The following is a 12,941-nucleotide window of genomic DNA, read 5'->3' on the forward strand; positions in this document are numbered from 1 at the left end:
GTGAGACCACGGCTAACCCGTCTTGTTGTGGCATGTGTGAGTGCTCTTATGGTCTTTGCCGCACTGTTTTCAACCCTTGTGTTCGCCAGTTCGGGTGACAGCTTGACGGCGCCCAACAATCATTCGGTGTCTGCGTCTGCTTCTAGTGCAACGACGAACGCAGTGTCGGGATGGCCCCCGACATCGTCGGGGAGTGATGGGGCAACCACGGCGAGCGCTGGGGAACAGGCTGCAGGTTCGCCTGGTGCTGGCTTTAGCGCACAGACGGAAGCGGCCACGCGAAATGCCATTCAAAAGGCGGCACAGCAGCAACTCGACCAGTTGCCTATAGCCGGAATCGACAAGTATTGGAATGACTTGCAAGCGCAGTACGGCGGGTATCTTCCGGATTTATCCGGTGGCAGCTTGGTTCGCGCAATTCTCGGAAATGGCGGACCTAGTTTTACCGGCGTCGTTCACGGCTTATTACACTATTTTTTCACAGAGTTATTCGACGATGCACAGTTGCTCGGGGGCATTTTGATTCTGTCGGTGATTGCCGCAGTGCTTGAGTCTATGCAAAGTGCTTTTGAACGGCAGACGGTCAGTCAGGTGGCTTATATGGTCGTCTTTTTTGTCTTGATGATGCTCGCGGTGCACTCGTTTATCGAAACGATGGGCGCGGCGCGGCACGCGATTCAGACGATGAACGACTTTATGATTGCGACGATTCCACTGACCATCACGCTCTTGGCCGCCTCTGGCGCCGTTGCTTCCGCTGCGTTCTTTCAGCCGATGCTCTTGTTTGTGGTGCACTTTATCAGCAATATCATTTTTCTCGTCGTGTTTCCGTTGATTTTCTTCTCGGCAGTGCTTGACCTGACAAGTACTTTGTCGACGAGGTATCAGTTGACGCGGTTAGCCGGTCTCTTCCGCGCGGTTGGGATGGGGATTCTCGGTTTCGCCATGTCGGTGTTTATCGGGATAACGACCATCCAAGGGCTCGGAAAAGGCGTGGCCGACGGCGTGGTGTTGCGCACCTTGAAGTTTGGTGTCAGCACGTTTCTCCCGGTTATCGGCAAAGCGATTTCCGACTCAGCTGAAACCGTGTTGAGCGCTTCGCTTTTGGTTAAAAACGCGGTGGGTGTCGCAGGGCTGGTACTACTTGCGCTGATTGCCATCTTCCCTGCTTTGAAAATTTTGGCTGTGTCGCTCATCTATGGTGGTAGTGCGGCGCTGATGCAACCACTTGGCGATACACCGATGGTGGCCTGTCTGTCGACGCTCGGCAAGACGCTGGTACTTGTCTTTGCCTGTGTCGGCGCGGTCGGTTTTATGTTCTTCTTTGCAATTTGCATCTTGTTGGCGACGGCCAACCTGGCGGTGATTACGGCATGACAATGTTGGGCGAGTGGATGAAACAGCTAATTATCATTGTCATGATAAGCATTATCGCCGATATGCTGTTGCCGACGAAAGCGATGCAGAAGTACGTGCGCGCTGTCCTTGGCATCGCGATTATCGCGGCGATGATTCAACCAATTACGCCGTTTTTCCGTCAGGATTGGGCAGACAAAATGGCCACTGCAGCTGCCGACGAGATGCTCAAGGACAGCTCAAGTGGAGCCGATACGACTTCCAATCAAAGTATCGTCAACTACCAGCACACATTGGAAACGCAAGAGGCTTCCGAGACCAACACCATGGTAGCAGACGCCATTTTGGAGTCGTTGCCTAAGGAATTGCGTGCGCACGTGGTACATCTGGCGGTCAGCAACGCATCGACGCCGGCACACTTGTTGGCAACAGTCGACGTCGATACAACGAATTCAACTGTCTGTACACAAATCCGTCAACACATCAAAAATACGCTCGAGGTTTCGGAGAGTCAGGTAGTCGTTCGGCAGAACGGAGGTGAATGAATGGATCTGAAGACGCTGTTCAAGAACAAGTGGCTGCTCTTCATTGCGGCTATCGGCATTCTATTGCTCTTGATTGGCTCTTATTTGCCCGCTAGGCACAACCAGTCGACCTCGGTCGTGCCGACACTCGGTGCAGCGGCCACTGGGGATGGGGGCGGGAGCGCCTCGACGCCGCCGACCGATGGCGCGGGCCAAGGGGATGCTGTAACGCAGATAGAAGAGAGCTACGACAGCCAATTGGAGAACATTCTCGGGAAGATTGCGGGAATTCACGCGGTGACCGTGATGGTGACCGTGGATTCTACGGGCACGTTGAACGTGGCGAAGAATAATTCTTCGAGTAAAACGGTGACGGGCAGCGGTTCGTCATCTTCTACGACCACGACGGAGAATGACCAGATCTATACCTCTAACAACGGTGCGGGGGGGAATGGCCCGTTTGTTCTGTCGAACGTCCAGCCGAATGTTCGTGGTGTCTTGGTGACGGTGAACGCGGATGACTTTGCCGTCGCAAAATCAGAAATCGTTGAATCAATTACGAATGTGTTGGACGTGCCTGCATATAAAATTAGTGTAGAGCCTCAAAAGGAAAACTAGATGCTAGATTAGGAGGATACGACGCAATGGTAAAACGGCAGACAGTATGGCTTTCAACAATGATGGTGCTTTCGCTCATGCTCATCGGTTACTACACGATGAATAATCAGGGCGGCACGGCGGCGACACAGTCGAGCAGCGGGGAATCGGTCGTCACGGGGGCCACGACGCCGTCAGCGACTACGACGGCGGGGACGAGCTCCGATAAGACGAGCGATGGTAAGACGTCATCTTCATCCAGTGCGACCACAAGTACCGCTACGTCCGATTGGTACACCAACACGCAGACGACTGTACAGCAACAAATTTCCGCTCAAATTGAGCGACAGAAAGCCATTCTGGCCAACAACAACGCGTCCCCAGACCAGATTGCCTCGGCTGGAAGCCAGCAAGATGAGTTAGAGAACTTGTGGAGTGGTATTCAGAATGCGACGCAGATGATTGTCGCAGATGGGTTTAAAAATGCAGTGATTGTGCCGGATACGAAACTTCAAAAGTTCACAGTTTACGTGCAAACCAACGACCTCCAGAAAGACGATGCCTTGAAAGTCATGAATATCGTCAGCCAGCAGCTCGACGTATCCATGCTGAATATCTCGGTCAAAGCACACGCCTGAGGCATTCTCTCGCGATAACCCCGCTGCCCAAGCAGTGGGGTTTTCTACGCGGGTTTGATTATTTAGCTGTGCGGTGTACTTATGATATACTTGGACGAGATGTTTATAGGTGTAGGTGTCAGGAGTGACCATTTGAGTGTTTAAGATTGGTGAAATTCGCGAACTTATCCGATTGCTAGATGAAACGAGTTTGTCAGAAATTCATTTGGAATCAGAAGACATGAAGCTACATTTGAAAAAGCCAGATCCGGAACGGGTTGTGCAAGTTGCCGCACCTGCGCCGACAGCGGCTGTGATGCCGTCTGCAGCGCCCGTACAGGCGCCAGCGCCAAGTGCGCAACCTTCGGTTGCGGCACACGAAGCTAGCGGGGCTGCTGGGCGCGACAGTGAGGAAGGCGTTCACATCATTACCTCGCCAATGGTCGGCACGTTTTACCGTGCGCCGTCGCCTGACGCAGGTCCGTTTGTCGAAGTCGGACAGCAAGTGAACAGCAAAACGGTCGTTTGTATTGTAGAAGCGATGAAGCTGATGAATGAAATTGAAGCTGAAGTGAACGGCGAGGTCGTCGAGGTTTTGGCCCAGAACGGTCAACTTGTCGAATATGGCCAACCGTTGTTCAAAATTCGGTTGTCATAAGGAGCAATTCGCATCATGTTTAAACGAATTCTGATTGCCAACCGCGGCGAAATCGCCGTGCGGATCATTCGCGCGTGCCGTGAGCTTGGAATCGAAACGGTGGCGGTGTATTCTGCGGCCGATAGTGACGCTTTGCACGTGCGCTTGGCGGATGAGGCTTACTGCATAGGCCCTGCTTCTGCTAAGCAAAGTTATCTCCATATCCCAAGCATTATGTCGGTGGCTGTTTTACGCGATGTCGATGCAGTACATCCTGGGTATGGATTCCTCGCCGAAAACAGTGACTTTGCCGAAGCGTGTGAAGCCTGTGGCATCACGTTTATCGGACCCAGTCCGCACGCTATCGACATGATGGGGGACAAGGCGGTTGCCAAAGAAACGATGAAGGCAGCCGGCGTTCCTACGGTGCCCGGGAGTGACGGGTTGATTGAGCGTGTGGATGAGGCCGTCGATATCGCGCAAAAAATCGGGTATCCGGTGATTATTAAGGCGACAGCTGGCGGTGGTGGCAAGGGAATTCGCGTAGTGCACGACGAGTCGATGTTGCGGCAAGCGGTTGTGACAGCTCAGCGTGAAGCGGAGTCGGCGTTTGGCAATGCTGGTGTGTATATTGAAAAATATATTGAGCATATGCGCCACGTCGAGATTCAAGTGCTGGCCGACAGGCACGGCAATGTGATTCATCTTGGTGAGCGCGATTGTTCGGTGCAACGCAGGTTGCAAAAGCTCGTCGAGGAAGCACCTTGCCCCGTTCTGGATGAGGAGACGCGCAAACGCATGGGCGACGCTGCGGTCGCAGCTGCGCGCGCTGTCGATTACGTGGGTGCCGGAACCGTCGAGTTTATTTACAGTAACGATGGGAATTTTTACTTTATGGAGATGAATACCCGAATTCAGGTCGAGCATCCTGTGACCGAGTGGGTTACTGGGGTTGATTTGGTACGGGAGATGATTCTTGCTGCGGCAGGTGAACCGCTGTCCGTCAAACAGGAAGATATTGTGTTGCGAGGACACGCGATTGAATGTCGCATTAATGCGGAAGATCCCGCAAGGCAATTTATGCCTTCGCCTGGGACATTGCAATCTTACTTGCCACCCAGCGGCAACGGTGTGCGTGTCGATTCGGCGTGTTACCCGGGATACACAATTTCTCCGTTTTACGATTCGATGATTGCCAAACTCATTGTCTGGGCGCCTGACAGGGAACAAGCGATTGCTCGGATGCTGCGGGCGCTGGAGGAGTTTGACATCGAAGGTGTCAAGACGACGATACCGTTTCACGTGGCGCTGCTGCAAAATGAGAAGTTCCGGGAGGCAGATGTGTCGACTCGCTTCCTCGAAGAGAACCAGATTTTGTGACAGCGTATCTGGGATGGGTCTTTCGGGAAATACTCATTCCTTCGGACAGCTTGTCATAAAATGAAATAACCAATGGTGAAGGAGCGTGGACGACATCGCAGACATGGAATATGAATTGACCGAACATGGTACCGTGCACATTGCGGATGAAGTTATTCAAATCATTGCAGGCCTAGCAACCAGCGAAGTTGAAGGTGTCGCTGGCATGAGTGGATCATTTGCTGGGGGGCTCACGGAATCCCTGACAGGTCGGCGCAATCTTGGCAAAGGTGTGCGGGTCGAGTTTACTGAGAATGATCGGAGTTGTGTTATCGATATTTCTGTTGTGCTCCAATTTGGCGTCAATATCCCGGATACGAGTTACCAGATTCAGGAGCGTGTAAAAAATTCTGTGGAGAGCATGACAGGATTGAGTGTTGCGCGCGTGAACGTTCAAATTGTAGGTATTGTGTTTCAGTCTGAGAAAGAGCGCGTGGTAGATGCTGACCAGTTTGAACGCGCAGAGCGAAATCCGCAATTATAATTTTAGATGACAAGTAGTTTGCGGGTGACTTGCGTCTTGGGCGAATCGGCTGTACACATTGGCTGGTTTGCCCGGGATGCAGACAGTGAGTTGCAGCGGAGGGATCATGTGAGCATATTAGATCGGATTTTGTTGTTTTTACTTTCGATTGCGAGCTTGTGCTTGGGTGTAGCACTTGCACTAGTCGGCGCGAATGTGTTTGGCCCGGATGTACAAGCCTATGTAGAGACGAGCCCGGTCAATGTGGTTGCCATCGTGGCAGGTGTTATCATCGTTCTCATTGCCCTCCGTTTCTTGTTTTATCGTGTTGGCCGTACCCCGACGACCGATTACATAGCACTCACGGGTGATCACGGACAGATTCGAATCTCTTTTGAAACCTTGCGCCAGTTGGCAAATCGTCGCGGGAACCAGGTTCGCGGCGCCCAAGAGTTCGACACACGGATTCGCCCGGGACAGGAAGGTGTTGTCATCTTGGTTCGGATGCAGGTTTTGCCGGACATTGATATTGCGTCCACGAGTCGCGAGGTGCAAACTGTCGTCAAGGAATACGTCGAGCAGCACAGCGGGATTACCGTTGAACAGGTCTTTGTTCACGTGACGGAGTTGTCGCCACATAAACAAGGGAAAGCGTGGAGCGGCGCATGAACTGGCTTCGGCATGCCTTTGGCTGGTTCATCGGATTGCCACGGCGCTATCACGGCGTCATGGTTGGTTGCCTATTTTGGCTGTTTTGGATGGTTTTTGGTTTTTGGCGGACGTTGTTACTGCTCGTCCTTGCGGGCGTGGGATATGTTGTCGGCCGGATTTTAGAAGAGAATCAGTCTTGGCGTGCAATTTTGGATAAACTGTTGTCAGAACGATTTACGGAGTGACTACTTTGACTCGACATGAAGCTAGACAGTGCGCTGTACAGGCCCTCTACCAGATTGATCTCGGCGGGAGTTCGGCGCAAGAAGCGATTGCCTTTGTGCTGGAGGACAAATCGGTATCAGATTCCGAACTGGCCTATATTCGCACATTGGTTGAAGGAACGCGGACGCAGTTGGTCGATATCGACGAGCGTTTGACGCGTATTATGGAGCGCTGGTCCACGGAACGTGTTGGCCGCGTGGAATTGAACGTACTGCGTCTGGCGTTGTACGAATTGATGTTTGACAAATCGATTCCTGCAGCGACCATTTTGGACGAGGCAGTCCGACTGGCGAAAGGGTTTGCGTCGGACAAGTCAGGCAAGTTTGTCAACGGCGTCTTGGCCAGGGTCTTGCCGACGGTTCGTCCGGTGGCTGATGGGCAGGCGGAGAACGGTGGAAAGTCGGAACAAGAATGAAATGCGTTCTTGGAATGGATACCAGTAACTACACAACGTCTGTATGTGCGGTGTCTGCAGAGCAGGGGGAACTCCTCGCGAGTGCTAGAATGCTACTGCCAGTGACATCGGGACAGAGAGGGCTTCGGCAATCCGATGCGCTCTTTTTTCACGTTCGGCAATTGCCGTTGGTGATGGAGGAGTTAATGGAACAACTTCATGCCAAGGGCATTGTACCTGAATGGGTGATGTTAGGCGCATCAGTTCGGCCTCGGCCATACGCCGCGTCCTATATGCCTGTGTTTCAGGCAGGGACAAATTTCATTACGGCGATGGCGCAGGCGCTTGGAATTCCAGCGGTGCGGACAACCCATCAGGAAGGCCATCTAGCGGCGGCGGAATATTTTGTACCGGCGCAGGGCGCGCGTTTTGTGGCCGTCCATATTTCCGGAGGGACCTCGGACGTGATGTTGGCTGAACGCACTGAGTTCGGCTACAAGATTGACTTGGTCGGGGAAGGCATGGATTTACACGCGGGGCAATTGGTCGATAGAATCGGGGTTCGTCTTGGTCTTTCGTTTCCAGCGGGTCCCGCACTTGAGCAACTCGCGGCGACGGTGGTGCGGGACGAACAATCGAATTTGGATTTTACTTTGCCTTCGTCTGTGCAGGGCGCAAAGATGAGTTTTTCTGGCCCCTTGTCCGCTGCGATGCGGGCGCTCGACGGGGGTGTACCCGCGGCAGACGTGGCCTATGCAGTTCAGATGTGCATTGCCACGAGTGTAGCGAAGGCAGTTGAGTATTGCATTCGTCACGGCGACAGCGATGTGCGGGAAGTTGTGATAGCAGGTGGCGTCGCTTCGAACGCAGTCATTCGCGAACACGTTACGAATCGACTAGAACGGCGGGTGCGGAATGTTCGGGTGCGCTTTGCACCACCTGAATTTGCGAGGGACAACGCCTTGGGTGTGGCGCGCATCGCGTGGCGTCGATACACATTTTTACGCCGCAGATAAGGGATTTGTCGTTTGAATATTCAACAATTTATATCGGTATTCGATAGTTTTTTCTCTATTCCTCTTGTATAATGGGCAAAAAGTGTCCATGAGGTACTTGACGTAGATGAGGAGGAAATCGTTTGGCAGAGCAAGAAGCAATTGTGCAGGAGCAAGTAACGGATATGTTAATTATCGGCGGTGGGCCGACAGGCTTGTTTGCCGCATTTTACAGTGGCATGCGTAATGCGTCTTGTAAAATTATTGATAGTTTGCCGGAATTGGGTGGGCAACTCGCGACGTTGTACCCAGAGAAATATATTTTTGACGTTGCTGGTTTTCCGAAGGTACAGGCTCGTGAACTGGTCAACCAACTGGTGGAGCAAGCAATGCAGTTTAAGCCGGGTATCCATTTGAACGAGACCGTTCAGACGTTGGTTCGTCGCGATGATGGTCTGTTTGAGTTACACACGGATAAATCTGTGCACCTGGGCCGTGCGATTATCATCTGCGCGGGTATCGGAGCGTTTACACCGCGTCCGTTGCCGGCAGCGAGTGCGACCAATTTTGAAGGTCGTGGGGTGGCGTATTATATTGATAAGGTGGAAAATTACCGCGGGAAGCGGGTACTCGTCGTCGGTGGGGGCGATTCCGCGGTTGATTACGCGCTTATGATTGAGCCTGTTGCGGAATCTGTGACGCTGATTCACCGGCGTGATCAATTTCGAGCGCATGAAGAAAGTGTGCAAAAACTACACCAGTCTCGTGTGCATATCAAAACTTTTACAGAGCTTTCCGATGTCCAGGGACATGGTTGGGTAGAAAGTGCTGTGCTTGTCAATAATCAGACACAGGAGACGGAGACAATTGACGTTGATTTCATTGTCAGTGGTCTCGGTTTCACGGCGTCACTTGGTCCTATTAAAGAATGGGGACTAGAAATCGAGAAAAACGATATCGTGGTGAACACGAAGATGGAGACCAACATCCCTGGCGTCTATGCGGCGGGTGACGTTGCGACCTATCCAGGCAAATTGAAGCTCATTGCGACGGGCTTTGGTGAGGCGCCGACGGCGATTAACAATGCCAAGACCTACATTGACCCGAAGGCGCGCTTGTTCCCGGGCCATAGTACAGCAATGAAACGCTGACTCAAATTTGCCGGAGTTCACACGTCTCGTGTGGACTCCTTTTTTATGTAGGCGAACCGAAAGGCGAACCCATTTGTGGGTTCAAGGAGGGACAAGCGTTGGCGCGGATCTTGGACGGTAAGGCGATTGCAAAACAGGTAAAAGAGGAACTTCGACAACGGGTAAGTCAATTGCGTGAAACAGGTCTGGTGCCAAAATTAGTGGTTGTGTTGGTTGGCGATGATGCGGCATCCGCTAGTTATGTGCGCTCAAAGTCACGAGCAGCGCAAGATGTGGGAATTGACGCCGAGGTCATTCGGATGCCTGCAAACATTGCGGAGGATGAGCTGATTTGCGTGCTGGAGCGGTTGAACAAGGATAACGCCGTGCATGCGGTGTTGGTGCAACTGCCGCTACCGGCACATCTGGATACTGACCGTATTCTGATGCATGTTCATCCAGCCAAAGACGTCGATGGGTTTCATCCAGTGAACATTGGGCGCTATGCGACAGGGACGCCGCTTTTATGGCCGTGTACCACTGCTGGGATTCTCGAAATCTTGGAGCGTTCGGAGATCTCTATCACGGGATGCACGGCGGTTATCGTCGGGCGGAGTCGCATTGTCGGTTGGCCGACAGCCCAGTTGCTGTTAGCGCACAATGCGACCGTTATTCAGTGTCATCGCCGGACCGTCAATCTGCGTGAATACACGCGGCAGGCGGACATTTTGGTTGCGGCCGCTGGGCAACCGTCGTTGATTGGGCCTGACGATGTCAAGGTGGGGGCAACCGTTATCGATGTCGGCATCAATCGCGTCGAGGGACAGCTGGTCGGCGACGTCGATTTTGCGGCTGTCGAGGAGAAGGTGGAGGCCATCACACCTGTGCCGGGGGGCGTTGGGCCGCTCACGGTGGCCATGTTGATGAAGAATACCGTGCATCTCGCAGAGATTCAGAAACGGGGGAAGGAGGGATTTCGGTGAGTGTAGCCAACGTCGGTTCGGAGAACCGTGTGGTGTTTAGCGTCACCCAGTTGAATCGCATGATTAAGGACCGGTTGGAGTCTGATCCGAATCTGCTCCAGTGTCACGTCACTGGGGAGATCTCGAATTTCAAGCACCATTCGAGCGGCCACATGTACTTTACGTTGAAAGACGAGCAGAGTCGCATTCGGGCGGTCATGTTCGCGGGCCGCAATCGCCGGCTACGGTTTCGACCGGAGGACGGGATGCGGGTGATTTGCGCCGGAAACGTCAGCGTGTTCGACCGCGATGGACAAGTGCAACTGTACATCGAGGATATGCAGCCGGACGGCATTGGCGCTTTGTACGTACAATTTGAGCAGTTGCGCAACCGACTACAGGCCGAGGGGCTGTTTGCAGCCAGCAGAAAGCGTCCGTTGCCTGCATATCCTACGCGCATTGGCGTGGTCACCTCCCCGACAGGCGCGGTGATTCGCGATATCTGCACGACGCTGCAGCGTCGCTTCCCACTTGCGCAGGTCATTTTGGCACCTGCAGCTGTGCAGGGGACGGGCGCGGCAGAGACAATTGTCCGGGGGTTGCAACGGCTGTGGCGGCTCGAGCATCCAGTCGATGTCATCATTGTCGGCAGGGGGGGCGGCTCGCTGGAAGAACTTTGGCCGTTCAACGAAGAAGTAGTGGCGCGTGCCATTGCGCGTTCGCCAATCCCTGTGGTATCAGCGGTCGGCCACGAGACGGATGTGACCATCTGTGACTTTGTCGCCGATGTCCGGGCCGCGACGCCCACTGCCGCGGCAGAATTAGTGGCGCCGCACCTTCAAGATATTCAGTATCAACTGACGCAGGCTGTGGCGAGATCGTTTGGGGCGGTGGCCAATCGCGTGCAGACGGCGCAAAAGCTCCTTCGCACACTCGAAGAGCGACCCGTTTTGCAGACGCCAAAGCGAATGATTGACCGGGAGCGGCAGGGGGTGGACTATATCGAAAGCCGCCTTCGCGAGGCGCTTGTTCGGCCGGTTCGCGCGGCGCGGCGACAATATGCTGAGGTCGAACGACGGCTGCTGCGCGTTGATCTGCAGCGGAGAATGGATACGGCCAAACATCAGACAAGCGCGTTGCACGACAGAGCCAACCAGAGTATGCGCCGCAATCTTGAACGTTACAGTGCGCAGTTAGACCGTCAAATCGGTGTTTTAGAGGCCATGAACCCCCTCTCGGTTCTGCGAAGAGGATATAGCGTGGTCTATGATGAAATAACAGATGAGATTATTTCCAGCACGGCACAACTTTCCCCGGGTCAGCGGATTCGCATCCGCGTGGCGGATGGGACGGTGTCTGCACACGTCAATGACGATGGAGGTACTTACGCGCGTGGAGAGCAAACCAGACTTGACATTTGAGGAAGCCATGAAGAGGCTGGAGGACATCGTCCGCCAGTTGGAATCGGGCGCATTGCCCCTGGCCGAGAGCTTGGAGCGGTATCAGGAGTCGATGCACCTGGTCAAATTTTGCCGTGAGCAGTTAGATAAGGCCGAGTTTAAACTGGAGCAACTTTCGATGGATGGTGATGAAGCGCCTTCCGAGCCGACTGAAGAAACTTCCATAGAATGAGGACCGGTGAAGACGAAATGTCCTACTTAGAGATGTGTAAATCTGACCTCAATGAATACTTGAAATCGGCCTTGGTCACAGACGGGCGAGCGAAAACGCTGTATGAGGCGATGAACTACAGTCTGTTGAACGACGGCAAGCGATTGCGTCCTGCGCTGTGTATGGCGACTGCGGAGACGTTTGGCGTGAGTCGCGAAGCGGTGTTACCGGCAGCGGCTGCGTTAGAAATGATTCATAGTTATTCTTTGATTCACGATGATTTGCCGTGCATGGACGACGACGACTTGCGCAGAGGTCAACCGACGAATCACAAGGTGTTTGGTGAAGCGATGGCGTTGCTGGCAGGGGATGGTCTGTTGACGGAGGCGTTTGTGCAGCTGTCGAGACCGCTATCCGGTGTCAGTCCAGAGCGGCAAGTGACGATGTTGCACACACTCGCCCTGCGTGCGGGCGCATCCGGGATGGTCGGAGGACAAGCAGTGGATGTCGAATTGACCGGGCAGGATGGTACACTCGACGATGTTGCGTTCATCCACCTGCATAAAACCGCACGGTTGATTCAGGCGTCTATTGAAATTGGTGCATTATTTCCGGAACTGCCGGATGAACACGTCCGTGCCTTGTCGGTGTACGGGGAGTCCTTGGGGCTTGCGTTTCAAATGATTGATGACGTACTGGATGTCGTCGGCTCACAAGACGAGTTGGGCAAAACACCTGGTAAAGATGTAGCGGCCGCAAAGTTGACGTATCCGAGATTCATCGGCGTCGAAGAGACGAGGAAGTTGGCTGCGCAAGTGATTGAGCGCGGCGAACAAGCGCTTTTGCGCGTGGGCATCGTATCGAGTAGCCTGCAGGAACTTCAATCGGTCGTGCTGGAGCGAACGCATTGAGGTTTCGATTGCGATTGACCTTTGTTATGTAAACTGCGGAACGGCTGCCAATAATGTATTCTGCGGGTGGGTGTCGAATATGATATAATGAGGACAGTTGAGATATTTATGATTGGGTGGCGCAGTATTCTAGTCAGCCGTCCGTGCCTGAAGGCGGGGCTAAAAATCCGTCAAAGGGCACATCGATGAAGTTCCTGGTGTTGGCTTGGGGCGCCCAGCCTTGGGCTTATGCTGGGAGTTAAGAAAGTTGGGTAGTCCGCAATGGCATGTGGAACCTAACCCAGCTTTCGCGGAGGCCCAAGTGCGTAGCTCGCAGTCTACAATTTTGTGGAAGGGTTATGGCTTGGGGTATGAACCTGCATGCGGAGGCAATCTGTGTGCAGTGTAGC

General features: G+C 53.5%; 16 protein-coding genes. All 16 read left to right on the forward strand.

All coding sequences use genetic code 11. The features are described 5' to 3' along the window. The 16 genes from spoIIIAE (at window position 1) to J3482_RS02085 (ending at window position 12,552) form a co-directional block, all read left to right on the forward strand. Window positions 1-1,377 (forward strand): stage III sporulation protein AE, encoded by a 1,377-nt coding sequence (gene spoIIIAE, locus J3482_RS02010; protein ID WP_223204108.1) that lies wholly within the window; start codon window positions 1-3, stop codon window positions 1,375-1,377. Beyond that, the gene (gene spoIIIAF / locus J3482_RS02015; RefSeq protein WP_146822614.1) at window positions 1,374-1,901 is read left to right on the forward strand and encodes a stage III sporulation protein AF; all 528 of its coding nucleotides are present in this window, start codon (window positions 1,374-1,376) and stop codon (window positions 1,899-1,901) included. Before spoIIIAE ends, spoIIIAF begins: the two co-directional genes overlap by 4 nt. Then, window positions 1,902-2,498, forward strand: a complete 597-nt coding sequence (locus J3482_RS02020) for a SpoIIIAG-related protein (protein ID WP_146822612.1) — start codon at window positions 1,902-1,904, stop codon at window positions 2,496-2,498. Between the two features lie 26 nt (window positions 2,499-2,524). Beyond that, the gene (locus J3482_RS02025) at window positions 2,525-3,115 is read left to right on the forward strand and encodes a SpoIIIAH-like family protein (protein ID WP_146822610.1); all 591 of its coding nucleotides are present in this window, start codon (window positions 2,525-2,527) and stop codon (window positions 3,113-3,115) included. Window positions 3,116-3,251: 136 nt separating this feature from the next. Beyond that, window positions 3,252-3,752, forward strand: a complete 501-nt coding sequence (accB, locus tag J3482_RS02030) for an acetyl-CoA carboxylase biotin carboxyl carrier protein (RefSeq protein WP_146822608.1) — start codon at window positions 3,252-3,254, stop codon at window positions 3,750-3,752. 15 nt (window positions 3,753-3,767) lie between these two features. After that, the gene (gene accC, locus J3482_RS02035) at window positions 3,768-5,111 is read left to right on the forward strand and encodes an acetyl-CoA carboxylase biotin carboxylase subunit (protein ID WP_146822606.1); all 1,344 of its coding nucleotides are present in this window, start codon (window positions 3,768-3,770) and stop codon (window positions 5,109-5,111) included. Window positions 5,112-5,196: 85 nt separating this feature from the next. Next, window positions 5,197-5,634 (forward strand): Asp23/Gls24 family envelope stress response protein, encoded by a 438-nt coding sequence (locus J3482_RS02040; protein WP_021295669.1) that lies wholly within the window; start codon window positions 5,197-5,199, stop codon window positions 5,632-5,634. 108 nt (window positions 5,635-5,742) lie between these two features. Continuing rightward, on the forward strand, window positions 5,743-6,282 hold the full coding sequence (gene amaP, locus J3482_RS02045) for an alkaline shock response membrane anchor protein AmaP (RefSeq protein ID WP_146822604.1): 540 nt from the start codon (window positions 5,743-5,745) through the stop codon (window positions 6,280-6,282). Continuing rightward, window positions 6,279-6,509, forward strand: coding sequence for a DUF2273 domain-containing protein (locus J3482_RS02050; protein WP_146822602.1), 231 nt, complete (start codon window positions 6,279-6,281; stop codon window positions 6,507-6,509). The genes amaP and J3482_RS02050 overlap by 4 nt, the downstream gene beginning before the upstream one ends. A 5-nt stretch (window positions 6,510-6,514) precedes the next feature. Continuing rightward, window positions 6,515-6,964, forward strand: coding sequence for a transcription antitermination factor NusB (nusB, locus tag J3482_RS02055; protein WP_146822600.1), 450 nt, complete (start codon window positions 6,515-6,517; stop codon window positions 6,962-6,964). A gap of 14 nt (window positions 6,965-6,978) precedes the next feature. Beyond that, window positions 6,979-7,959 carry a Kae1-like domain-containing protein gene (locus tag J3482_RS02060; protein ID WP_236017774.1) on the forward strand — a complete coding sequence of 327 codons (981 nt, stop codon included), beginning with the start codon at window positions 6,979-6,981 and terminating at the stop codon, window positions 7,957-7,959. A 164-nt stretch (window positions 7,960-8,123) separates the two neighbouring features. Beyond that, a complete protein-coding gene (locus J3482_RS02065) occupies window positions 8,124-9,089 on the forward strand; it encodes an NAD(P)/FAD-dependent oxidoreductase (RefSeq protein WP_146822788.1) in 966 nt (321 codons plus the stop codon). Window positions 9,090-9,187: 98 nt separating this feature from the next. After that, entirely contained in the window at window positions 9,188-10,051 is an 864-nt protein-coding gene (locus J3482_RS02070) for a bifunctional 5,10-methylenetetrahydrofolate dehydrogenase/5,10-methenyltetrahydrofolate cyclohydrolase (protein WP_146822596.1), read from the forward strand. Between the two features lie 59 nt (window positions 10,052-10,110). Further along, window positions 10,111-11,451 carry an exodeoxyribonuclease VII large subunit gene (gene xseA / locus J3482_RS02075; RefSeq protein ID WP_146822786.1) on the forward strand — a complete coding sequence of 447 codons (1,341 nt, stop codon included), beginning with the start codon at window positions 10,111-10,113 and terminating at the stop codon, window positions 11,449-11,451. After that, the gene (gene xseB, locus J3482_RS02080; RefSeq protein WP_021295661.1) at window positions 11,423-11,662 is read left to right on the forward strand and encodes an exodeoxyribonuclease VII small subunit; all 240 of its coding nucleotides are present in this window, start codon (window positions 11,423-11,425) and stop codon (window positions 11,660-11,662) included. The genes xseA and xseB overlap by 29 nt, the downstream gene beginning before the upstream one ends. 17 nt (window positions 11,663-11,679) lie before the next feature. Continuing rightward, window positions 11,680-12,552, forward strand: coding sequence for a polyprenyl synthetase family protein (locus J3482_RS02085; protein ID WP_146822594.1), 873 nt, complete (start codon window positions 11,680-11,682; stop codon window positions 12,550-12,552). The last annotated feature ends 389 nt before the right edge of the window (window positions 12,553-12,941 follow it).

Source organism: Alicyclobacillus suci, assembly GCF_017329615.1.
Classification (GTDB): Bacteria; Bacillota; Bacilli; order Alicyclobacillales; family Alicyclobacillaceae; genus Alicyclobacillus; species Alicyclobacillus suci.